The organism is Mesorhizobium sp. CA12, from assembly GCF_020165255.1.
In the GTDB taxonomy this organism is placed as follows: Bacteria; Pseudomonadota; Alphaproteobacteria; order Rhizobiales; family Rhizobiaceae; genus Mesorhizobium.
In genome coordinates this window covers 203801-226677 of record NZ_JAIUHT010000007.1, presented here as the reverse complement: position 1 = coordinate 226677, position 22877 = coordinate 203801, and the positions used below count along the sequence as shown (strand labels likewise).

Genomic DNA, 22877 nt, shown 5'->3' with positions numbered 1-22877 from the left:
GCGACGCGTTTCGACATCAGAGGGACTCCAGGAATTTGATCAGCGCGTCGCGATCGGCCGCGGCGGCACCGACAAAGCGGTCGCGCGCCTTCTGTCCCTCGCCGCCATGCCACAGGATCGCCTCAGCAAGCGTACGCGCGCGGCCGTCATGCAGGTAAAAGGCATTGCCGTTGACCGTCGCGGTAAGCCCGATGCCCCAGAGCGGCGGGGTGCGCCACTCGCTGCCGCTCGCTTCACCAACCCGTTGCCCGTCGGCAAGGCCTTCGCCCATGTCGTGCAGCAGGAAGTCGGAATAGGGCCAGATCAGCTGAAAGGCCTGCGCCTTGTCGGGCGTGCCTCGCATGGTGACGAATTTCGGCGTGTGGCAGGCAATGCAACCCATCTCGTAGAACTGTTTTTTGCCAGCAAGCACGTCCGGCTCGTCGAGATTGCGCCGCGCCGGCACGGCCAGATTCTGCGAATAGAAGGTGACGAGGTCCATCACCGGCGGCGGCGCCTCGGCCGTGCCGAGGCGTTGCTGCACCCCGTTTGGCATGGCTAGGCAATCGGTCTGCGCCTCGGTGCAATCCCCCCAATGCTTCGGCATTTCCGGCGTCGAGATGCCGATATCGCCGGCAAAGGCGTCGGCCGTTTGCTGGCGGATCGAGGCGGTCTGCGCCTTCCAGCCGAAGCGGCCCAAGGTCACCGCGCCGCTCAGCTCGTCGCGCACCATGTTCAGCCTGCCCGAGATCCCGTCACTGTTGCGATCGTCCGGATCGGCATTGGCGAGAATATCGGCCGGCGCGATCTGCTCGATCAGGCCCAGCCCGATCATCGGCGGCGTCAGGCGCGGCGACAGCGTGGTGCGGGGGTCGAGCGGACCGTAGCCGAGATTTTCGATCGTATAGCTCGGCTTGCGCAGTGAAACGACGGCACCGTCGCCGAGCGTCACCTTTTGCTCCTGATAATCGACGCGCATCCGGCCCTCGCCCCTGAGCCCGGGAACTGCCAGATCCTGCAATTGCGCGCCATAGATCGGGTCCGGAAAGTTCAGCAGCTTATGGTCGGCGAGCGCGGCCCTCTCCTCGGCGCTGCCGGCGTCGCGCGCGAGCCTCAGGAACATCGATGTCGATCCGGCATCGCCTTCCGGAGGACGTCCGCGGCCATCCTTCAGATGGCAGTTCTGGCAAGCCCGTTCGTTGAAGAGCGGGCCAAGACCATCCGAAGCCTGGGTCGAGGACGGCGACGACACCCAGTTCTTGCGAAACAGCGCGTTGCCGAGCTTGAAGGTTCCTTCTTCCTCGAAGGTGATATTGGCGGAGGATTGCGAGAAGGCATCGCGGTTGATGTCCTTGCGCGAGGTGCCGGCGCCGCCCTGCATCAGCTCGAACGGCTCCGGCCTGGTGAAATCGGTCGTCGGCATGGTGACCGCCAGAACCCGCGCCTGGTCCTTCGGCGTCAGGTCGGCGCGGCTCGTCGGCAGGACGGCGGGCTCACCAGCCAAGGCGGATGCGGAAAGCATGATCGCCAGCAAAAGCGGTGCCCCGCGACCAATCCGGTATCGCGGGGTCATTTGGGACGGCAAGCCGTGAATCCCGGCCCACCACGCGCGGCGCGAAAAATCTACGGGGCGCCGCATTCCCGCATGTCCTTACTCCGCCTCGTTGGCCGAGTCGGCATTGAGTTGGCCGTATTTTTCCTCGCCGATCGAAGCAAGCAGATCGAGCTGCGTTTCCAGGAAGTCGATATGTCCTTCCTCGTCCGCCAAAAGATCCTCGAACAGCTTCATCGAAACGAAATCGCCTTCGTCCTGGCAGATCTCGCGCGAGCGCTTGTAGGCGGTGCGTGCGTCATATTCGCCGGCGAGATCGGATTCGAGCACTTCCTTGACATTCTGGCCGATGCGCAACGGCGCGACGGATTGCAGGTTCGGGTGACCCTCGAGGAAGATGATGCGCGCGATCAGCCGGTCGGCGTGATGCATCTCCTCGATCGATTCCGCCCGCTCCTTCTTTGCCAGCTTGGTGTAGCCCCAATCCTCGAGCAGACGGTAATGCACCCAGTACTGGTTGACGGCTCCAAGCTCGAGAAACAGAGCTTCATTAAGCCGCTCGATGACCTGCGGTTCGCCTTTCATGGGTTCTGCTCCCGTATTGGCCGCGCAAGCCTCGCACGCGATCCAGGTGTGAAACGATGTCCACGCCCCCCACCTCTGAGCGGGCGTGGTAATTCTCGGTGACCCGAATGATCGTTTCCACCACATTTGGGAAACAGCCGCAACAGCGACCGCGCTTGGCCATCGCGTGGTAGACCTTCGCGGGCACGATCAGCTGCCAGGGATCCTGATCCAGCAGGCCGACGATCGTCTGCTCGATCTCCTTTTCGGTGATGATGTTGCAATGGCAGATCAGCATCTACTTGCTCTGGCTAACGGCGCCGTTCCGGCGCCGCTTGGCTGGTTTCTCAATTGAGCATGATCTTGTCCAAAAACCGGCTTTTGGGATCATGCCCGATCTTACTTGAACACCTTGTCGGGCGCGTCGAGGCTGTCGGAGCCCTCGAAAGCAATCTCGTTCAGCTTGAGCGAGCCGACGGCGCGCTCGATCGACTTGGTCTGGTCTATGAGGGCGTCGATCGCCGCCTGCACCGTGGCGTTGCCTTCCGTGTTGCCCTCGGCGATCTGCTGGTCATATGCCTCGCCGGCAAGGGCACGCGCCTGGATGGCCTCCATCTTGGCGACGGTGGTGTCGAGTTTGCCCGACAGCTCCTTGTCGATCGCCGGATCGGCGGCCTTCACCATGTCGGACACCGACGGACCCGAGACCACGGAGCCGTCGAGCCGCTTGTAGCTGGCATGGTAGGCGTCGCGGATGCCGACCGCGTCATAGAGATGCGAGATGTAGGTGTTGTCGGAAAAGCAGTCGTGCTCCTCTTCCGGGTCGTGCAGCAACAGGCCGAGCTTCATGCGCTCGCCGGCGAGCTCGCCATAGGAGAGCGAGCCCATGCCGGTGAAGATGGTGGAGATGGCGGCATTCGCATCGCCCTCGGTGAGGTTCTTGCGCGCGGCGCCGTCTTCCTTCCAGTTGCCGACCATTTCCTGCAGGTCGGACACCAGTAGATCGGTCGCCGATCTCAGATATTCGGCGCGGCGATCGCAATTGCCGCCTGTGCAGTTCTTGAGGTCGTAGTCGGTAAAGGGCCGCTCGCCGGCGCCCGGCCCGGTGCCATGCAGGTCCTGGCCCCAGAGCAGGAATTCGATGGCGTGATAGCCGGTCGCGACATTGGCTTCGACGCCGCCGGCCTCCTGCAGCGTGCCGGACAAGAACTCGGGCGTTAGCTTCGAGGCATCGACCTTCTTGCCGTTGATCTCGATTTCCTTGTTGGCGATGACATTGGCCGTATAGAGCGCGTTTTCGTCCGACTCGGTGCCATAGCTCTTGGCGACATAGTCGATCAGGCCCTCATCCAGCGGCCACGAATTCACCTTGCCTTCCCAGTCGTCGACGATCTTGTTGCCGAAGCGGTAGACTTCTGTCTGCTGGTAAGGAATGCGCGCCGCCTTCCAGGCCTCGCGCGCGGCGTTCAGCGTGTCTGCCGAGGGGCTGGCAATGAGCGCATCCACCGCCTTATCCAGCGCCTGCGCAGTGGTCAGAGAATCCTCGTATTTGGCTAAAGCGATGTCGGCATAGGTCTTGATCACCGCCTTGGCGTCCGTTTCGGCTTTCGCCGGCAACACGAACACCGCCGCCGTCAGCGCAGCCGTGGCGCAGATCGCAGCCAGCCTGCCGCCATTACGTGCCGTCATCATCCTTCTCCAGTTCTTTGGAAATTCAATAAAAGGCGCCCACCCGCGCCTAGGCATAATCATGCCGGGAAAAATGGTGGCCGCGTCGATGTGCGGTTCGCGATAAAAAGACACCCACTTGCCTCCAATCGAAAGGGTTCAAGGCCCAGACATCAAAGGGATACGCTTTGCGCGCAGCTCTCCATAAAGCGATGGAGAGGCCGGGAGTCAACTGGTGAGGTAGAAAATATACAATTGAAACAACAGTTTAGAATTATTCTAAACTACAAATGTCAACTTTAAGCTCGGTATTGCCTCGCTGGGCCCGATTGACAGACAGCCATTCTGGGTGCGACCCGATGCGCGGCTCTTGCGGCGGCGGCAGACAATCGCCACCTGGCGCAAGAGCCTAGATTTGCTGACCAAAAAGGATTGCGATGACCAACGGGGTTGTGATTGTCGGTGCGGGCCATGCCGGCGTGCAGGCCGCCGCCAGCCTGCGCGAAGAGGCCTATGAAGGGCCGGTTGTCCTGGTCGGCGACGAGCAGGACCTGCCCTATCACAAGCCGCCGTTGTCCAAGACCTTCATCAAGGACGCCGAGGCCAAGCCGCAGCCCTTGCGCGGCGAAACCTTCTACACCGGCAACAACATTGATTACCGGCCGGGAGTGCGCATCGACGGCATCGATGCCCGCGCGAGCCGGCTGAATGTCGCAGGCGGTGGAACGCTTGCCTTCGACCGGCTGGTGCTTGCCACCGGCTCGCGGCCGCGCCTGCTCAAGCTCGACGGCGCCGGCCTTGCCGGCGTGATCTCGCTACGCTCGCTGGCCGATGCGCGCCTGATCCGCGAGCTCAGCGCGCAAAGCGAGGACGTGGTCATTCTCGGCGGCGGCTTCATCGGCCTGGAGATCGCGGCGACGCTGAGAGCGGCCGGCCGCAACGTCACCGTCGTCGAGGCGGTCGACCGGCTGCTCGGCCGCGCCGTGGCGCCGGTCATCGCCGCGCATGTGCGCCAGCGCCTGGAAGCGATCGGCGTGCGCATCCTGACCGGCACCACCATTGCCCGCCTGGAAGGCGAAGGCGGCCGCGTCGCGGCCGCGATCACGTCGGGCGGCGAACGCCTGCCGGCGCAGATGGTGATCATCGGCATCGGCGTGGTGCCCAATGTCGAACTGGCTGAAGCCGCCGGCCTGGCAACCGGCAACGGCATCCGCGTCGACCAGCATATGCAAAGCTCTGTTCCCGAAATCCTCGCCATCGGCGACGCGGCCTCCTACCGGCATTGGTTCACCGGCGGCGACGTGCGGCTGGAATCGGTGCAGAACGCCACCGACCAGGCGCGGCTTGCCGCACGCACCGTCCTCGGCCATGGCGAGCCCTTCTCGGCCGTGCCGTGGTTCTGGTCGGATATCGGCGACATGAAGCTGCAGATGGTGGGCCTGACCCAAGGCGGCGATCACCATGTCGTGCTGGGCGATCTCGCCGAGAACAAGTTCTCGATCTACCACTATGCGGGCAACCGGCTGCTCGGTATCGAATCCGTCAACCGCCCGGCCGACCACATGCTTGGCCGCAAGATGCTCGGCGCCGGCTTCTCGCCGACGCCGCAAACGGTGGCAGGCGGGCCGGATGCGCTGAAGGCGGCGCTTGCGGCCTTCAGTCGGGACGAACCGGCAAGGGCGAGCGCGTAGAGATTGCCAATTTTTGCCATAGATCATAAAGTGGCTGAATGAGCACGATGAACATTTCACTGCCGGACAGCTTGAAGAATTTTGTCGATCAGCAAGTGACTGATCGAGGCTATGGCACGAGCAGCGAATATGTGCGTGAATTGATCCGCCAGGATCAGGATCGTCAACTTTTGCGCCGCTTGCTCCTAGAGGGCGCGTCGTCCGCGCCGAGTGAGCCCGTTGACGACGACTATTTCGCAGCGTTGAGGAAACGAGCGCAGGGCCAATAAGTTAGTGGCCACCAAGCCAATTATTCCTCGAAGGCTTGCTCTGCGCGATATCGAGGACGCTGTCGATTATTATGCACGTGAAGCTGGTTCGCACGTGGCGTTAGGCTATGTCGAGGACCTTCAGAATGCCTACAAGTTAATAGCCAGCCACCCGGCATCAGACTCTCTGAGATATAGTTATGAAGTTGGGTTGCCCGGCCTACGCAGCCTGCCGCTCAAGCGTCATCCATATTTGATCTTCTATATTGAACAGGCAGACCACATCGATGTGTGGCGCGTGCTTCACGCCAAGATGGATATCCCATCCTGGTTACAACATCCGGGCTCCTGACGGCTTGCGCGCGCCGGTGCAGACCGTCAGAAGAGCACCGCACCATCCTCAGGCGGCCCGCGCCTCGCGGATCGAGGTCTCCAGGATATCCAGCGCCTCGGTCATGACGCCGTCCTGGATGGTGATCGGGGACAGGAAGCGGATGACGTTGCCGTAGACGCCGCAGGTGAGCAGGATGAGGCCCTTGTCCAGCGCCTTCAGCCTGACCGCGTTGGCGAACTCCGCTGACGGAAGCCCCTTCTTCACGTCGTTGAACTCGACCGCGTTCATGAAGCCCGGACCGCGGATGTCGACGATCTCCGGCACGTCCTCGCGGATCGATACCAGCCGCTGCTTCAGCCGCGCGCCCAGCGCATTGGCGCGGTCGCAGAGCTTTTCCTCCTCGATGACGTCGAGCACTGCGTGCGCGGCGGCAACGCCGATCGGGCTGCCGCCATAGGTGCCGCCGAGCCCGCCGGGGCCGGGCGCGTCCATGATCTCGGCGCGGCCGGTGACGGCCGACAGCGGGAAGCCGCCGGCGAGGCTTTTGGCCATGGTGGTGAGGTCGGGCGGCACGTCATGATGATCCATGGCGAACATCTTGCCGGTACGGGCAAAGCCGGTCTGCACTTCGTCGGCGACGAGCAGGATGCCGTGCTGATCGCAGATCTTGCGCAGCGCTGCCATGAAATCGCGCGGCGCCTCGTAGAAGCCGCCCTCGCCCTGAACCGGCTCGACGATGATGGCTGCAACGCGGCCCGGATCGACATCGGCCTTGAACAGCTTGTCGAGCGCGGCAAGCGAATCGGCGACTGAGACACCGTGCAGCGCCACCGGGAACGGGGCGTGGAAGACATCGGCGGGCATGGCGCCGAAGCCAACCTTGTAGGGCACGACCTTGCCGGTCAGCGCCATGCCCATGAAGGTGCGGCCATGAAAGCCGCCTGAAAAGGCGATGACCGCCTGACGGCCGGTGGCGTTGCGGGCGATCTTGATTGCGTTCTCGACCGCCTCGGCGCCGGTGGTGACGAACACGGTCTTCTTGTCGAACTTGCCGGGCAGCAGGCCGTTCAGGCGCTCGGCGAGATGCACGTAGCTTTCATAGGGTACGACCTGGTGGCAGGTGTGGGTGAAGCGGTCAAGTTGCGCCTTGACGGCCTCGATCACCTTCGGGTGGCGGTGGCCGGTGTTGACGACGGCGATGCCGGACGAGAAATCGATATAACGGCGGCCTTCGACATCCCAGACTTCCGAATTCTCGGCGCGTTCGGCGTAGATCTGTGTCGTCATGCCGACGCCGCGCGAGATCGACTGGTTCTTGCGTTCGGAAATGGCTGAATTCTTCATATCGTCCCTCAATCGGGCCATCCTCATTGAGACTGGGCCCGTTCTCGTTTGATGCCGTTGAAATCCGTTCTGACCTTATTTCACGTTTTGCTCAAGTCGGCACGTTGTCCAGTCAATTGGGCCTGCCCCAGATAAAGCCTCCCAGTACACCTGGGCAGGGACGCGGCTTGGCAATTGCGGGCTAAACCCTCACAAACCCTTCGCTGGCCCTCAACAGATTGCGCGTATAATCCTCGCTGACGCGATGGCCGATCAGCTGGCTCGCGGTCAGCGTCTCCACGGCCTCGCCATTCTGCATCACCATCAGCCGCTCGCACATATGGGTGATGATGGCGAGGTCGTGGCTGACCATCAGGAAGGTGAGCTTGCGGCGCCGCCGGACCTCCTCCAGCAGGTTCAGCACTTCCGCCTGCACCGAAGCGTCGAGCGCCGAGGTCGGCTCGTCGAGCAACAGGATCGAAGGTTCGAGGATCAGCGCACGCGCAATGGCGACGCGCTGGCGTTGGCCGCCGGAGAGCTGGTGCGCGTAACGAAAGCGGAAGCCCTTGCCAAGCCCTACCTCGTCCAGCGCGCGCTCGATGCGCTTCTCGCCGTCGGCAATGCCATGGATCGCGAGGGGCTCCTGCAGCAGGCGGTCGACCGTCTGGCGCGGATGCAGCGAGCCGTACGGATCCTGAAAGACCATCTGCACCTCGCGATAAAACGCCTTGTCGCGGGTTTTGCCGAGCGTCTTGCCCCTGACGGTAATGGTGCCCGAGGAAACCGGCGCGAGACCTGTGATTGCTCTCAGCAGCGTCGACTTGCCGGAACCGCTTTCGCCGACCAGCCCGTAAGACTCGCCTTCCCTGACTTCGAGGCTGACGCCCTTCAGCGCGCGAAACCGGTCGAAGACCACTTCCAGCCCTTCGACAGTGATGGAAGCCGTCATGCCGCCCACTCCGGCTTGCGGTCGAGCACCGGCAGCGGATGGCGCTCGAAGCCGATCCTGGGCATGCAGTTGAGCAGGCCGCGCGTGTAAGGATGCTGAGCGTCGCGCAGCTCCGAAGCCTTGATCTGCTCGACCACCTTGCCGGCATACATGACGACGACGCGGTCGCAGAAGGAGGAGACCAGGCGCAGATCGTGCGAGATGAAGATCAGCCCCATGCCGCGCTCGGCGACGAGCTTGTCGAGGATATTGAGCACGTCGAGCTGCACGGTGACGTCGAGTGCCGAGGTCGGCTCATCGGCGATCATCAATTCGGGTCCGGTGACCAGCATCATGGCGATCATGGCGCGTTGGCCCATGCCGCCCGAGACCTCGTGCGGATAGAGATCGAAGACGCGGGCCGGGTCGCGGATCTGCACCGCCTGCAGCATCGCCAGCGCCCGTTCGCGCGCTTCGGTCTTTCCGACCTTCTCATGCGTGCGCAGCGTCTCGACGATCTGGCGGCCGATGGTCATGACCGGATCGAGCGAATATTTCGGGTCCTGAAGGATCATGGCGATGCGGTTTCCCCGCAGCGCCCGGCGCTCACGCGGCGATATGGAAAGCAAGTCCATGCCGTCGAAAGCGAGCTTCTTCGCCGAGACCTCAGCCTGCGGCGGGGTCAGCCCCATGATGGCGCGGCCGGTCTGCGATTTGCCGGAGCCGCTTTCGCCGACGATGCCCAACCGCTCGCGACCGAGCGAGAAGGAGACGCCGCGCACCGCCTGCACGAGGCCGGTGCGGGTCGGGAAGGTGACGCGCAGATCGTCGACCTCGAGAAGCGTGTCGCTCATTGGTCGCCACTCCGGGGATCGAGCGCATCGCGCAGGCCGTCGCCGAGCAGGTTGAAGCCGAGGCTGACGATGAGGATGGCCGCACCTGGGGCTGCGGCCACCCACCACTGGTCGAGGATGAAGCGGCGTCCGGACGCGATCATCGCGCCCCATTCGGGCAACGGCGGCTGTGCGCCGAGACCGAGGAAGCCAAGGCCGGCGGCGGTCAGGATGATGCCGGCCATGTCGAGCGTGACGCGGATGATCAGCGAGGAGATGCAGAGCGGCATGATGTGGCGCAGCACGATGCGGAAGGGCGAGGCGCCCATCAGCTGCACCGCCTTGATGTAGTCGGAATTGCGCACCGTCAGCGTCTCGGCTCGCGCGATGCGCGCGTAAGGTGGCCAGGAGGTGATGGCGATCGCCAGCACGGCGTTCTCGATGCCGGGGCCGAGCGCGGCAACGAAAGCCAGCGCCAGAACCAGCTTGGGAAAGGCGAGGAAGATGTCGGTGATGCGCATCAGGACCGTGTCGGTCCAGCCCCCGGCATAACCGGCGATCGTGCCGACCAGAAGGCCGATAGGCGCGGCGATGATGGCGACGAGGATCACCACATAAAGCGTCCAGCGCGAGCCATACACGATGCGTGAATAGATGTCGCGGCCGAGGTCGTCGGTGCCGAACCAGTGCGCGGCGCCGGGCGCCAGCAGTCGGGCATTTTTCAGATCGCCGACGGTCGGCGAATAGGGCGCCAGCACATCGGCAAGGGCGGCGACCACCAGCAGCGCGATGATAATCAGCATGCCAACCAGCGCCAAGCGATTGGCGGAGAAGCGGCGCCAGGCGACATAGGCGCGGCCGAGCCTCGCCTGCAGGCGCGAGGCCGGTCGGTCGCTCAGCAGCCATGCGCGACGGGAGAAGGCGCCGGCGTCGGCGGCGGTCATGACAATGCCTCCTGAAATAGTCGACCCCCACTCCGGTCTGCTTCGCAGACCGCCTCTCCCCCGTTCGACGGGGGAGAAGAAAGGCGCCTGGCATGCGACCAGCTTTTCCTCTCCCCCGGGCACGAAGAGAGGCGGCCCGAAGGGCCGGAGCGGGGGTGGCTGGCCGCGGCCAAGCCCAAAACGGCAATAGCTCCGATCATCCGGTCTTCGTCCTTGGATCGAGCAGCCGGTAGAGCAGATCGGAGAAAAGATTGATGGCGATGAAGACCGAGCCGATGGCAATGGTGCCGCCGAGCACGGCGTTCATGTCGGCGTTCTGCAGCGAGTTGGTGATGTAGAGGCCGATGCCCGGCCAAGAGAAGACGGTCTCGGTCAGCACCGAACCTTCGAGCAGGTTGGCGTAGGAAAGCGCGATCACCGTCACCATCGGCACAGCGGCGTTGCGCAGCGCGTGGCCCCAGATGATGCGCGTCTCCGACAGGCCTTTCGCACGGGCCGCGACGATATATTCCTGCGCCAGCTCGTTCAGCATGAAGGAACGCGTCATGCGGCTGATATAGGCAAGCGACAGGTAGCCGAGCAGCGAAGCCGGCAGGACGATGTGGCGCCAGGCGTCGTAGAAGACGTCCCACTGCCCCTGGATCGCGGCGTCGAGCAGATAGAAGCCAGTGATAGGCGTGAAGGTATATTCGTAGACGACATCGAGCCGCGCCGGAAAAGCGATCCACTGCAGCTTGGCGTAGAACAGCACCAGCCCGAGCAGCCCCAGCCAGAAGATCGGCACGGAATAGCCGATGAGGCCGACGATGCGGGCGATCTGGTCGATGAGGCTGCCGCGCTTGACGGCGGCCAGCACGCCGAGCGGCACGCCGATGATAGCGCCGATCAGCGTGCCCAGCGTCGCCAGCTCGATGGTCGCCGGGAAAACGCGGCGGATATCGGTCATCACCGGATTGGTGGTCAGCACCGACGTGCCGAAGTCGCCGCTCAGCGCACTTTTGACATAGAGGTAGAACTGCTCGATCCAGGGCAGGTCGAGGCCCATCTCGCGGCGCGTGCGCTCGACGACGGCGGTCGGCGCCCGGTCGCCGAGAACGGCCAGCACCGGATCGATCGGGATGACGCGACCGATGAAGAAGGTCACCGCGAGCAGACCGAGATAGGTCGTCACCGCAATGACCAGAAAGCGGCCGAGCGACGATAGGATGGCGACGGCGCGAGCGCTGCCGCGCCCGGCCGCCGCCTGGTTTTCAGCTACGCTCACGCGTTGCGCCCAGGGTTACTGCTTCGAGACCGGCCAGACGAAGTTGGTATCGAAGCTCGGGCCGAGCTTGAAACCCTGAAGGTTCTTGCGCAGCCCCGCCACTTCCAGCTGCTGGTGGATGATGACGAAGGGGCTGGTGTCCAGGATCTTGTGCTGCAGGTCCTTGTACATGTCGGCACGCTTGGCCGAATCCTTCTCCAGCAATGCCGCCTCGGTTACCTTGGTCAGGTCCGGAATGTCCCAGGCATTGCGCCAGGCCAGCGTTTTGATCTTGGCGTTGTCGGAATTGTCGGGATTCGAGGCGAAAGTCTGGGCGTTGGAGTTGGGATCGAAATAGTCCTGGCCCCATTGGCCGATATAGATGTCGTGGTTGCGGGCGCGGTATTTGGTCAGCGTCTGCTTACCGTCTCCCGGAATGATCTCCAGCTTGATGCCGGCCTGGCCGAGCGTCTGCTGGATCGATTCGGCCATGCCGGTCGTCGGCTGGCCGGTGCGCACATCCATGGTCACCTTGAAACCGTCCGGCACGCCCGCCTTGGCCAGAAGCTCCTTGGCCTTGGCGACGTCGAGCTTGAAGGGATTGTCATCGATGGCGCCGAGGTCGCCCTTGGGCAGGAAGGACTGATGGATCTCGCCGATTCCCTTGAGGATGGTGGTGCTCAACGCATCGTAGTCGACCAGATATTTGAACGCCTGCCGAACCTCGGGTTTGGCGAGCGTCGGGTTCTTCTGGTTGAGGCTGATGTAGAAAACAGTGCCCTTCGGCGCGCTGGTGGTGGTGAGATCGGCATTCTTGGCAATGGCGTCGAGATCGTTCGGCTCGAGATTGCGGGCGACGTCGATATCGCCGGCTTCAAGCGCCAGGCGCTGCGCCGAACTTTCCTTCATGTTGCGGTAGATGACGCGGGCGAGCTTGGCTTTCTCGCCATTGTAATTGTCGTTGCGTTCCAGGACGACGGCCTCGTTGGCGCGCCATTCGCGCAGCTTGAACTGACCGGAGCCGGCATAGCCGGTCTTCAGCCAGGCATTGCCGAAGTCATTGTCCCATTTGTAGTCGGCGCTCGGCGTGGCGGCGGCGACATGTTCCTTGACCAGCTTGGCATCCACGACCGACGCGACGGTGGCCGACAGGCAGTTCAGCACGAAGCTTGGCGCATAGGCCTTGTCGACGACGAACTGGAAGGTGGTGTCGTCGACGGCCTTGGCCTTTTCGGTGACGTTGTCGCCGGTAATGCCGAACTGGTTGATGATGAAGGCAGGGCTCTTGTCGAGCTTGACGGCGCGTTCGAAGGAATAGGCGACGTCGGCGGCGGTGATCGGATTACCGGAGGCGAATTTCATGCCGGGCTTGAGCTTGAACGTATAGGTCAGGCCATCATCGGAAACGGTCCAGCTCTCGGCGAGGTCGGGCTTGACCTTGGAGGTGTCGCTGAGATCGAGGCGGACCAGGAGATCATAGGTGTTGCCGGTGACCTCGGCCGTCGACAGCTCGAACGCTTCGCCCGGATCCATCGAGATGATGTCGTCGATGGCAAAGCCCTCGACCAGCGTATCGGCGGGCGTGACCGCGAAAGCGGGCGCGACGAGCAGCGCGGACAGCGCGGCGCCCGCAAGCAAGGCGCGCGAGCGGAGAGCAAACTTTTCCAGCATCATAGTGATCGTTCCCTGTTTTGTTGACCTGAGTTCCCGGCTCAGGGCTGTATTGTTCTTTGCAAGGCCGGCTGCGGCTTTGACCGCTTACCGTCGTGTTTTTTGTCCAGTTGGTCAACACCCTATTCAGCGGTTCTCGAACCGGCAACGGACATTTTGCGAGACGCTATATCGGCGGACCAGACGAGCCGCATGAGTCGACCATGCGCCGGCTAATTTAAGCCGCCAATCCGCAAAAAATTATCAGCTCCGTCCCTTGCGAGGCAGCCGCTATTTCAGCTGCGCGACCAAACCCGCATCGGGAAAGCAGGTGGCGGGCTTGCCGTTCTTTGCCTGCCAGATCCCGATGGAGCGACGGGTCTTGAAGCCGGGCAGGCCGTCGGCGCTGCCGACATCGTAGCCCTTGGCCTCCAGCGCCCGCTGCAGGGAGGCGATGTCGGAGCGGTGGAGATCGCCGACCGCGCCCCAGCCGCCGACGAAGGCGGCGTCGCCCTTGGCGATGCGATCGGCGGCATGACCGATGAACAAGCCGTAGAGATCGCTGTTGTTGTATTGCTTCAGCACATAGAAGTTCGGCGTCACGACGAAGGCCGGACCGCTGCGCCCGGCCGGCATCAGCAGCAAGCCCTCGGCCTTCAATTCGCTCGCCGCAAACGCCTTGCCGTCGACGCGCCTGATGCCCATCGCCACCCAATCGGAGATCCTCTTGCCCCGGTCGGGTCCTTCGAGCGAGCACGACACATTTGCCGGCACCGTCACTTCGGCCCCCCAGCCGCGCCCCCTCACCCAGCCATAGTGGACGAGGTAGTTGGCGATCGAGGCGAGCACATCGGGCGTCGAATTCCAGATATCGGGCCGGCCGTCGCCGTCGAAATCGACGGCGTGCTTCAAGAAGGAGGTCGGCATGAATTGCGGCTGGCCGAGCGCGCCGGCCCAGGACGATTTCATCGCATTGACCGGCGCCAGCCCGCGCTCGACGATTTCGAGCGCCGCCAGCACCTCGGTGCGGAAGAAATCCTTCTTGGTCGACATGAACGCCTTGGTGCCCAGCACCTCGAAGGCGTCGTAAGGCATCTTGGCCGCGCCGAATCCGGTCTCGCGGCCCCAGATCGCCAGCACGATCTCGCCCGGAACGCCATAGCGCTTCTCGATCAGCCCGAGCGTCCGGGCATTGGCGCTCTCGCGCGTCCTTCCGCCCGAGGTGACGGCCCGAACGATCTTCTCGGCGAAGTAGCTGGCCGGCGGGCCGAACTCGGCCTGATGCTGCTTCTCAGGCGTCGTCGGCTTCTCGCCGGGCAGGACGAGATCGGGCAGTTTCAAGTTCGGCTTCACGCCGAGGAAGGCAGCGTCGAAGGTCTTCCTGGAGATGCCTTTGGACTTGGCTTCGGGCCAGAGGTCGGTCTGCAGCCAGGCCTGGAACTGGTCGTCGATGGGGGCGGCATGGGTGGGGGTGATAGTGAAGAGAGCGATCAACGCGAGCAGAAAGGAAAGGACGACCAATCTGGAAGGCTGGCGTTCTGTCGCGCCCCCCTCTGTCCTGCCGGACATCTCCCCCTCTAGGGGGGAGATTGGCAGCTTCGGCGCTCCGCTCAATCCTGCGACGTTGGAGATTGGCGAAAGCCGGCGTGACGTCTGATCTCCCCACTTGAGGGGGAGATGTCCGGCAGGACAGAGGGGGGCGCGAAGGAACGCTGTCATCTCCAAGCCCCCATAAGTCCCCTCAAAACGCCGTCCTCGACCGCAGCGCCGCGGCCAGCGTGCCTTCGTCGAGATAATCGAGCTCGCCGCCGACCGGCACGCCATGCGCGAGCCGCGTCACCTTCACATCGAAGCCCGACAACTGATCGGTCAAGTAATGCGCCGTCGTCTGCCCCTCGACGGTGGCATTGACGGCGAGGATGACTTCCTTCACCTCGCCGCCGGCAACGCGGTCGACCAACGAGCGGATGTTGAGCTGATCCGGACCGATACCGTCGAGCGGCGACAGCGTGCCGCCGAGCACGTGATAGCGCACGTTCATCGCCGCCGCGCGCTCCAGCGCCCAAAGGTCCGAGACGTCTTCAACGACGATCAGCGTGCCGGCGTCGCGGCGTGGGTCGGTACAGATCATGCAAGGATCGGCGGTATCGACATTGCCGCAGGTCGAGCAGATGCGCACCTTGTCGACCGCTTCGCTCATGGCGGCAGCCAGGGGCTCGAGCAGCTGTTCCTTCTTCTTGATGAGATGAAGCGCTGCGCGCCTGGCCGAGCGCGGCCCAAGCCCCGGCACCTTGGCCAGGAGCTGGATCAGGCGTTCGATTTCCGGACCGGCGATTCTTTTCGACATCGCCCTGATCTAGAGCAATTCCAGGAAAAGTGCGAAGCGGTTTTCCGTCCAGAATTGCGCGCAAGGAAAAGATGGAACAGTTCGCCGCTTCTTGAAACGGTGGACTGATCCAGGATTTTTCAGAGCGGTTTGGAACAGCCAGCAAGGGCAGAGGGCCCGCCATGGCGCCATGGCGGGCCCTGTATTGGATCAAATCGGGCTCAGTTGGTTTCGAGCGGCCGATCTTGGCTGGCGATCATCGCGCCGATGGCGTCGGTGTTCTCAGGTGTCGACTGGAAGCCCATCGACGCTTCCTGCGGCGCGCTGGGCACCGAAGAGACGTAGCGGCCCTTGAGCGTGCCGCCGAAACGCGAGGCATCCGGCTCGGCCATCGGCTCTTGCATCGCCACGACCATCGGCTTCTGCGCGAGGCGGCCGGATTTCTGCGAAGGAGCAGCAGCAGCCGTCACATAGGTCGCTTCGGCCGGAACGATTGCCGCCTTGGCCGGAAGCGTCGATTCGGCCGCATTCATCGCGGCCTGCTTGGCCGGATCCGGGCGTACGATCGTCTTGACCACCGGCTCGGCGGAAGCCACCAGCACGGGGGCGGCAGGGTCGATTTTCTGCTGTTTGTCGGAGGCCATGGCGACCATCGGCTCGTCCGGCAGCGGCTGCCAGTTGCGGCCGCGCTTCTCATAGAAGGCGTTGCCGCCGGCCACCATGGTGTAATGCATGTTCTTGTAAGGGAAGCGCAGGCCGGCGGTGTGGAAATACATTGTGTTCTTGAGCTTGGCCTTGCGCTCGCCTTTCAGCACCGCGTTCGCGGCTTCCTCGACGTCGGGCAGCGCCCTGGAGTTCATCGGCCGCGTCAGCACGCCGGGCGCGAACTGGCCCCTCTCGCCGACGACCTCGCAGATGGTGTTGCCATGCTGGCCGGAGCGCAGCCGGTTCATCACGACCGTGCCGACGGCGATCATGCCGTCACGGCTCGACCGGTTGGACTCGAAGAACATCGCCCTTTGCAGGCATTCCTTGTCCTTCATCGTGTAGGAGCGCGAGCTGAGAAAGCTCGGCGTAAGGGCGTCGGTCAGACCCGACACCGACATGCCATGGGAGGAAGTGGTCTGGCTGCAACCGGCCAGGAGCAAGGGGGAAGTGACGATGCCGATAAGCAGCAGCGGCGTCTTCCATCGCGTCGCGATCACCAAAAAAGCCTCATGTCCAGATGCCAGCCCGCCCCGAGATGTGGCAAGAATGAGACTCTTTCAGGCAAAAAGATGGCTAGAAGGTTAGCAACTTCTGGACTTGGGTAAAACTTTATGAATGCCGCGAAATGAGCCCGTGAGCATTGCCGGCAAATGGTTAATATTGCAGGCTGGACTCAATTTCCGTTCATAATCAATTAACTGGCGGACACCGCCTCAGAAAGGCAATTTCATTCCGGGCGGGATCGGCAAGCCTGCCGTCAACGCCTTGGTCTTCTCCTGCATGATCTGCTCGACCTTATTTTTGGCGTCATTGTGGGCGGCCAGGATGAGGTCCTCCAGTATTTCGGCTTCGTCCGCCTTGATCAAAGACGGATCGATCTTGAGCGTCTTCATTTCGAACTTGCCGGTCAGCGTGATGCTGACCAGACCGCCGCCGGCCTGGCCGGTGGCTTCAAGCGTGGCGATCTCGTCCTGCATGGCCTGGAACTTGGCCTGCATTTCCTTCGCCTTGCCCATCAGGCCGAGAAGATCTTTCATCGGTTGGTCCTCTAAAAATGTTTCAGGTCTCGTCGTCATCGGCCGCCGGCTCGACCGGCAGGTCCGCCTCGGCTTCATCCACTTCCGGCACGTCCGGGATGCGCACATCGATGATCTTGGCGCCAGGGAAACGGGCGAGAATGGCCGCGACTACGGGATCGCTCTTGGCGTCGGAGAAGGCATTCTCGCGCTTCGTCGTCTCCATCTCGGCCAATGTCTGGCCGCCTTCTTCCTTCGACAGCGACACCAGCCAGTTGCGCCCGGTCCAGGCGCGCAGCTTGGCGGTGAGGTCGTTGAGCAGCATCTTCGGCGCGTCGTTAGTCAAGGCAACGTCGAGCCGGCCGGGCTCGATGCGAACCGGCCGCACGCAGCGTTTCAGCAGCACCTTGAAGGCCATGTCGCGATTGGCGTCGGCAAGCGCAACGATGTCGGCCAGCGATTTCACTGGAACGACAGGCGCCTCGGCGACCGGCTCCGGCGCGGGAACGAAGGTCTCCGGCACAGGCTGCGCCTCGACCAGGCGCATCGTCTGCGCGCCGCCGGGGGAAGCTGGCACCCGGGTCTGCGCGACAGCACTTGCGCTGCCATTGCCGGACCCCGCGGGTGCTCCGTTGGCGCGCGGCGCGGCATTCGACTGCGGGGCCGCACCTTCCAGCGATTTCAGCGCCTCGTCCAGCGTCGGCAGGTCGGCGGCATGCGCCAGGCGGATCAACACCATTTCGCCGGCGCTGACCGGGCGGTTAGAGGACTGCACCTCAGGAATACCCTTGAGCAGCATCTGCCAGGTCCGCGACAACACGCGCACGGAAAGCGTGCCGGCGAATTCGGCGCCGCGCCGGCGCTCATCCTCGGAAAGCGAAGCATCGTCGGCTGCCGCCGGCACGAAGCGCAGGCGGGTGACGAGGTGGTTGAACTCGGCAAGATCGGTAAGCACGGCGGCCGGATCGGCGCCGGTGTCGTATTGCGCGCGGAATTCGGCCAAGGCCGCTGCGACATCGCCCTTCATGACGTGCTCGAACAGGTCGATGATGCGGGTGCGGTCGGCAAGGCCGAGCATGGCTCGCACCGCCTCGGCGCTGACCGTGCCGCTGCCATGGGCGATCGCCTGGTCGAGGATGGAGAGCGAATCGCGCGCCGAGCCTTCGGCGGCCCGCGCGATCATCGCCAGCGCCTCGTCGTCGACGGCAATGCCTTCCTTGGCCGCGATCGAGGACAGATGCCCGACAAGCGCGCCGGCATCGATGCGGCGGAGATCGAAGCGCTGGCAACGCGACAGGACCGTTATCGGAACCTTGCGTATCTCGGTGGTGGCGAAGATGAATTTGACGTGCGGCGGCGGCTCTTCCAGCGTCTTCAGCAGGCCGTTGAAGGCCTGGGTGGAGAGCATGTGCACTTCGTCGATGATGTAGACCTTGTAGCGCGCCGAGACCGGTGCGTAGCGCACCCGGTCGATGATGTCCCGGATGTCGTCGATGCCGGTATGGGAGGCGGCGTCCATCTCGATGACGTCGACATGGCGGCCTTCCATGATCGCCTGGCAATGCTCGCCGAGGATCGAAAGGTCGACGGAGGGCTGGTCGACGGTCGCGGTTTTGTAGTTGAGGGCCCGCGCCAGGATGCGCGCGGTCGTCGTCTTGCCGACACCGCGCACGCCGGTCAGCATCCAGGCCTGGGCGATGCGGCCGGTGGCAAAGGCGTTGGTCAGCGTGCGAACCATCGGCTCCTGGCCGATCAGCTCGGAGAAATTCGAAGGGCGGTATTTGCGCGCCAGGACGCGATAAGCGGCGGCCTTGCCAGTCTCCAGGCTTTGTGGCCCCAAATTTCCGGCTTCGCTCATTCGCCGTCAAAAGCTCCCAGGACCGCGACGGAAGGCGGCCGATTCCTGCGCATAGTCTCTCCCGCACGGCTTGGCGCCGTCAATGTCGCGGGAGAAAGGCGAAGAGGTGGGAGGCTGGAACAATGACCCGTTCCGGGCTCGTTAGGGCTGCTTCCTTCCGGACCTGACCCGGTTGGCGAGTGGATCGTCCACCACCAACCTCCCGCGCTCCATATCGGCAATTCGGCAGCGAAATGCAAGGGCCGAGCCGGAACCCGCAACCGCATCGAAGGCGGAAAGTCCTTCAAATCGATAATGGCGGTCAATGAATCGCTTGCAGCCACCCTGCCGCCGCTCTAGCGTTCCTGGTTTGGAAAATGCTTGCAACAAAAGCGAAGGAAACGCTCATGCTGCCGGGCCTCGAGGCCGGATTCACGCTGGACGCCCGGCTGGAGGCGGACAGCGAGCAGCTTTTGTGGCTTGGCCTTTGCGAGCTCAGGCTGATGAACGACCGCCGCTGGCCATGGCTGATTCTGGTGCCGCAGCGGCCGGGCGTGGAGGAAATTCACGACCTGACGCCGCTCGACCAGGCGATGCTGACCTTCGAGACCAATATGGTAGCGCAGGCGCTGAAGCGGGTGACCGGATGCACCAAGATCAACACCGGCGCGCTCGGAAACATCGTGCGTCAGCTGCATGTCCACGTCGTCGCCCGCTCGGAGGGCGATCCCGGCTGGCCGGGACCGGTTTGGGGCTATGGCATACGCGAGCCCTACCAGCGCTCCGATATCAGGCGGTTTGCCGAAACGATCAAGGCGGCGCTATAAGCTGACCAGTGTCCATCCGCACATCGAGCCCACCCGAGTTTCCATGAGCTTCCGCCTGTTCGACGCGCCCTTGCGCGAGCCCAGCCAATTCGTCGGTTTCGCCGGCAACCGCATCGATCGGCAGTCCGAGAACCGCGCCGATGATGCGGTCGAAAAAGCGCTGGCCGACCAAGCCGCTCGGCTGATGTTGATGCATGCGGGCCGGCTCTATCTCAAACTCGAGGATGGCACGTTCGACCCCTGGTTCAGGACGGATGAGAGTGGAGCTTTCGAAGCCGCACTCGATCGCGGCGTGCTGCTCGGCTTCTCTGACAGCGGGCCGGTGCTGGCCGTGCCCGCCGGCATCGAGCCGGAAAAGCTGCCCGAGACGATCAAGGCGATCGACTATCGTTCCGTCTATATGCAAGGGCTGGTCGACGAGGCGGCGGCCGGCGCGCTGGCGCAAGGCGCGGCGCTGCTTGCCTGGCACGTAAGCCATGCCTTCTGCTCCAAATGCGGCAACCGCTCGGAGATGCGCGCCGGCGGCTACCGGCGCCATTGCCCTGCCTGCGGCACCGACCATTTCCCGCGCACCGATCCGGTGGCAATCATGCTGACGGTGACGCGCGAGAAATGCCTATTGGGGCGCGGCAGGCATTTCGCGCCGGGCATGTATTCGGCGCTTGCAGGCTTCATCGAGCCGGGCGAGACAATCGAGGCGGCGGTACGGCGCGAGACGCTCGAAGAGGCCGGCATCCGGCTCGGCCGCGTCGTCTACCACGCCAGCCAACCCTGGCCGTTCCCCTATTCGCTGATGATCGGTTGTTTCGGCGAGCCCCTTAACGAGGATATCCAGGCCGACCTCGACGAGCTGGAGGACTGCCGCTGGTTCTTCCGCGACGAGGTGCGCACGATGCTGGACAGGCAGCATGCCGATGGCTTGATTACACCGCCGAAAGGGGCAATAGCCCATCACCTCATCCGCGCCTGGGTCGACAGCGAATAGGAGACGAGACATGATCCGCCATACCGTCGTGTTCACGCTGAAGCATCCGCTGCAATCGCTGGAGACGAAGCGCTTCCTGCACGATGCGAAGAAGATCCTGACCGGGATCAAGGGCGTCACGCATTTCGAGCAGTTGCGGCAGGTGAGCCCGAAGAACGACTACCAGTTCGGCTTCTCGATGGAATTCGCCGACCAGGCGGCCTACACGCGCTACAACGAGCACCCCGACCATGTCGCCTTCGTGCGCGACCGCTGGGTGCCCGAGGTCGAGAAGTTTTTGGAGATTGACTACGTGCCGCTGGGGTTCGGCTGAAAATTCAGGTGAGGCCGGCCTGCAAATGGCGGCCCCCTGCGCTTCCGGTGCTCACGTACTTCAAGTACGCTCCGCTCCGGTTCTCGGAGGCCACCATTTTCGGCTCGGCCTGACCTGAATTGGGCTGGCGCTAATCCGCTACCTTCCACTGCTCGCGCGAGGCGCTGGCTGGATAGACGCCGAGGATGCGCATCTCGCGCGAGAAGAAGCGCAGCTCGTCCAGCGCCAGCTTGACCAGCGGATCGTCCGGGTGGCCCTCGATGTCGGCGTAGAACAGCGTCGCGGTGAAGGCACCAAGCTGGTAGCTCTCCAACTTGGTCATGTTGATGCCGTTGGTGGCGAAGCCGCCCATGGCCTTATAGAGCGCGGCCGGCACGTTGCGGACACGGAAGATGAAGGTGGTCATCATCTTGGCGTCCGGCGTGGGGCGCTCCGCCCATTGCTTGTTCTTGGTCAGCACGACGAAGCGGGTGACGTTGGAGTCGGTGTCCTCGACATTCTTCTCGACGATGTCGAGCCCATAGAGCTCGGCGGCTAAAGCCGGCGCCAGCGCGGCCATGGTGCGGTCCCTGACCTCCGACACCATCTTGGCCGAACCCGCCGTGTCGCCGGCGACCACAGGCTTCCAGCCGTTCTTGCGGATATATTTGCGGCACTGGCCGAGCGCGTGGATGTGGCTGTGGACGGTCCTGATCTCTTCGCGCTTCACGCCCGGCAGCACCATCAGCTGGAAATGGATCGGCAGGAAATATTCGCCGACGATGTGCAGCTTCGATTCCGGCAAGAGGTGGTGGATGTCGGCGACGCGGCCGGCGATGGTGTTCTCGATCGGAATCATGGCGAGATCGGCCTTGCCGGTCTCGACCGCGTTGAAGGCATCCTCGAAGGTCGGGCACGGCAACGGCTCCATCGCGGGGAACATGTTGCGGCACGCCGTGTCGGAATTGGCGCCGGGCTCGCCCTGGAAGGAAATTCTGTTGGTCTTTTCAGGCATGCTGATGTCTCATTTTGAAAGGATTTGCCTGGCGCGTTCGAGATCGTGGGGCGTGTCGACGCCGAGCGGCACGGAATGGACGATCTCGGCGTCGATGCGCATGCCGGCTTCCAGCGCGCGCAGCTGCTCCAGCCGCTCGCGACGCTCCAGCGGCGACGGCTTTAGCGCGACGAAGCGTTCCAGCGCGGCGCGGCGATACGCGTAGAGGCCGATGTGGTGGTAGAGCGGCCCCTCGCCCCAAGGCGCAGTGGCGCGGGTGAAATAGAGCGCTCGCAACCGTGTCGCGGACTGTGGCGAGCCGACGATCTTGACGACATTGGGATTGGTCTTCTCCTCGTCGCGCACGATCTCGACGCCAAGCGTGGCGATATCGACCGATTTGTCCTCAAACGGCCGCAGCGACGCGCCGATGATCTCGGGGTCGATGGTCGGCAGATCGCCCTGAACGTTGACGATCGTTTCCACCTGCTTTTCGGGGTCGAGGGCCGTCAGAGCCTCGAAGATGCGGTCGGAGCCCGATTCGTGATCCGTGCGGGTCATGACAGCCTCGAAACCATGCGCCCGCACTGCCTGTGCGACCGCTTCCGTGTCGGTCGCCACCACCACGCGGCCAAGCCCGGCCTCGGCCCCGCGCCGGGCGACATGGACGATCATCGGCACGCCCGCAATGTCGGCCAGCGGCTTGCCCGGCAGGCGCGTCGAGGCCATGCGGGCGGGGATCAGGATCAAGGTCGACATCGGATTTCAGGGCAGCCGAAAAAAGCGGATGGAAAAGTGGCAAAAGGTCTCACTGGAAGCGCCCTTATAGGTGTTGCAACGCCAGAGCAAAAGACCTAGTTTCCGCGCGGTTTGACTGGCCTTTCAGGGCAGTTCGCGAGACCGACGGACGGAGTGGACGGGACGGTCCGCCGGAA

General features: G+C 63.5%; 23 protein-coding genes and 1 other RNA gene. 6 read left to right on the top strand and 18 right to left on the bottom strand.

The window, feature by feature from the left end; genetic code table 11:
• Window positions 1-16 precede the first annotated feature (16 nt).
• The 4 genes from LB520_RS14435 to LB520_RS14420 all read right to left on the bottom strand — a co-directional run bounded on the left by LB520_RS14435 (window position 17) and on the right by LB520_RS14420 (window position 3784).
• Window positions 17-1501 (bottom strand): di-heme oxidoredictase family protein, encoded by a 1485-nt coding sequence (locus LB520_RS14435; RefSeq protein ID WP_411969887.1) that lies wholly within the window; start codon window positions 1499-1501, stop codon window positions 17-19.
• Window positions 1502-1630: 129 nt separating this feature from the next.
• Window positions 1631-2116 carry a bacterioferritin gene (gene bfr / locus LB520_RS14430; protein ID WP_095765979.1) on the bottom strand — a complete coding sequence of 162 codons (486 nt, stop codon included), beginning with the start codon at window positions 2114-2116 and terminating at the stop codon, window positions 1631-1633.
• Window positions 2082-2393, bottom strand: a complete 312-nt coding sequence (locus tag LB520_RS14425) for a (2Fe-2S)-binding protein (protein WP_224526726.1) — start codon at window positions 2391-2393, stop codon at window positions 2082-2084. Before LB520_RS14425 ends, bfr begins: the two co-directional genes overlap by 35 nt.
• Before the next feature lie 101 nt (window positions 2394-2494).
• Window positions 2495-3784, bottom strand: a complete 1290-nt coding sequence (locus LB520_RS14420) for an imelysin family protein (RefSeq protein WP_224602861.1) — start codon at window positions 3782-3784, stop codon at window positions 2495-2497.
• A gap of 416 nt (window positions 3785-4200) precedes the next feature.
• On the opposite strand from LB520_RS14420, the gene LB520_RS14415 reads away from it, so the two are divergent.
• Genes LB520_RS14415 through LB520_RS14405 form a run of 3 tightly spaced genes read left to right on the top strand, consistent with a single transcriptional unit; the run spans window position 4201 to window position 6054 of the window.
• Entirely contained in the window at window positions 4201-5454 is a 1254-nt protein-coding gene (locus LB520_RS14415) for an NAD(P)/FAD-dependent oxidoreductase (protein ID WP_224637932.1), read from the top strand.
• Window positions 5455-5492: 38 nt separating this feature from the next.
• Complete coding sequence (locus LB520_RS14410) at window positions 5493-5723, top strand: type II toxin-antitoxin system ParD family antitoxin (RefSeq protein ID WP_224526731.1); 231 nt, start codon at window positions 5493-5495, stop codon at window positions 5721-5723.
• Between the two features lie 4 nt (window positions 5724-5727).
• Entirely contained in the window at window positions 5728-6054 is a 327-nt protein-coding gene (locus LB520_RS14405) for a type II toxin-antitoxin system RelE/ParE family toxin (RefSeq protein WP_224637931.1), read from the top strand.
• Window positions 6055-6102: 48 nt separating this feature from the next.
• On the opposite strand, the gene LB520_RS14400 is transcribed toward LB520_RS14405, so the two are convergent.
• The 12 genes from LB520_RS14400 to ffs all read right to left on the bottom strand — a co-directional run bounded on the left by LB520_RS14400 (window position 6103) and on the right by ffs (window position 19068).
• Window positions 6103-7380: a 4-aminobutyrate--2-oxoglutarate transaminase gene (locus tag LB520_RS14400; protein ID WP_224637930.1), complete on the bottom strand. Its 1278-nt coding sequence runs from the start codon at window positions 7378-7380 to the stop codon at window positions 6103-6105.
• A gap of 181 nt (window positions 7381-7561) precedes the next feature.
• Window positions 7562-8308, bottom strand: a complete 747-nt coding sequence (locus LB520_RS14395; protein WP_140843752.1) for an ABC transporter ATP-binding protein — start codon at window positions 8306-8308, stop codon at window positions 7562-7564.
• On the bottom strand, window positions 8305-9141 hold the full coding sequence (locus LB520_RS14390; protein ID WP_224637929.1) for an ABC transporter ATP-binding protein: 837 nt from the start codon (window positions 9139-9141) through the stop codon (window positions 8305-8307). The genes LB520_RS14395 and LB520_RS14390 overlap by 4 nt, the downstream gene beginning before the upstream one ends.
• The gene (gene nikC / locus LB520_RS14385; RefSeq protein ID WP_224526739.1) at window positions 9138-10064 is read right to left on the bottom strand and encodes a nickel transporter permease; all 927 of its coding nucleotides are present in this window, start codon (window positions 10062-10064) and stop codon (window positions 9138-9140) included. Before nikC ends, LB520_RS14390 begins: the two co-directional genes overlap by 4 nt.
• Before the next feature lie 196 nt (window positions 10065-10260).
• The gene (locus LB520_RS14380) at window positions 10261-11328 is read right to left on the bottom strand and encodes an ABC transporter permease (RefSeq protein WP_224637928.1); all 1068 of its coding nucleotides are present in this window, start codon (window positions 11326-11328) and stop codon (window positions 10261-10263) included.
• Between the two features lie 15 nt (window positions 11329-11343).
• Window positions 11344-12981, bottom strand: coding sequence for an ABC transporter substrate-binding protein (locus tag LB520_RS14375; RefSeq protein ID WP_411969886.1), 1638 nt, complete (start codon window positions 12979-12981; stop codon window positions 11344-11346).
• Between the two features lie 267 nt (window positions 12982-13248).
• On the bottom strand, window positions 13249-14526 hold the full coding sequence (locus LB520_RS14370; RefSeq protein ID WP_224637927.1) for a lytic murein transglycosylase: 1278 nt from the start codon (window positions 14524-14526) through the stop codon (window positions 13249-13251).
• A 172-nt stretch (window positions 14527-14698) separates the two neighbouring features.
• On the bottom strand, window positions 14699-15304 hold the full coding sequence (gene recR, locus LB520_RS14365) for a recombination mediator RecR (protein WP_140687603.1): 606 nt from the start codon (window positions 15302-15304) through the stop codon (window positions 14699-14701).
• Window positions 15305-15504: 200 nt separating this feature from the next.
• Entirely contained in the window at window positions 15505-16488 is a 984-nt protein-coding gene (locus LB520_RS14360; protein ID WP_224637926.1) for a cell wall hydrolase, read from the bottom strand.
• A 216-nt stretch (window positions 16489-16704) separates the two neighbouring features.
• On the bottom strand, window positions 16705-17028 hold the full coding sequence (locus LB520_RS14355; protein WP_095765991.1) for a YbaB/EbfC family nucleoid-associated protein: 324 nt from the start codon (window positions 17026-17028) through the stop codon (window positions 16705-16707).
• Between the two features lie 22 nt (window positions 17029-17050).
• Window positions 17051-18865, bottom strand: coding sequence for a DNA polymerase III subunit gamma/tau (locus tag LB520_RS14350; protein WP_224637925.1), 1815 nt, complete (start codon window positions 18863-18865; stop codon window positions 17051-17053).
• A 106-nt stretch (window positions 18866-18971) separates the two neighbouring features.
• Window positions 18972-19068, bottom strand: an RNA gene (gene ffs, locus LB520_RS14345) — signal recognition particle sRNA small type.
• A 183-nt stretch (window positions 19069-19251) separates the two neighbouring features.
• On the opposite strand from ffs, the gene LB520_RS14340 reads away from it, so the two are divergent.
• Genes LB520_RS14340 through LB520_RS14330 form a run of 3 tightly spaced genes read left to right on the top strand, consistent with a single transcriptional unit; the run spans window position 19252 to window position 20969 of the window.
• The gene (locus tag LB520_RS14340) at window positions 19252-19671 is read left to right on the top strand and encodes an HIT domain-containing protein (protein ID WP_224637924.1); all 420 of its coding nucleotides are present in this window, start codon (window positions 19252-19254) and stop codon (window positions 19669-19671) included.
• A 43-nt stretch (window positions 19672-19714) separates the two neighbouring features.
• Entirely contained in the window at window positions 19715-20656 is a 942-nt protein-coding gene (nudC, locus tag LB520_RS14335; RefSeq protein WP_224637923.1) for an NAD(+) diphosphatase, read from the top strand.
• Window positions 20657-20666: 10 nt separating this feature from the next.
• Entirely contained in the window at window positions 20667-20969 is a 303-nt protein-coding gene (locus LB520_RS14330) for a Dabb family protein (protein ID WP_127285625.1), read from the top strand.
• Between the two features lie 130 nt (window positions 20970-21099).
• Here the strand turns inward: LB520_RS14330 and LB520_RS14325 are convergent, their stop codons facing one another.
• Window positions 21100-21963, bottom strand: a complete 864-nt coding sequence (locus LB520_RS14325) for a prephenate dehydratase (protein WP_224637922.1) — start codon at window positions 21961-21963, stop codon at window positions 21100-21102.
• Window positions 21964-21972: 9 nt separating this feature from the next.
• Complete coding sequence (locus LB520_RS14320; RefSeq protein WP_224526764.1) at window positions 21973-22701, bottom strand: 3-deoxy-manno-octulosonate cytidylyltransferase; 729 nt, start codon at window positions 22699-22701, stop codon at window positions 21973-21975.
• Window positions 22702-22877: the final 176 nt, after the last annotated feature.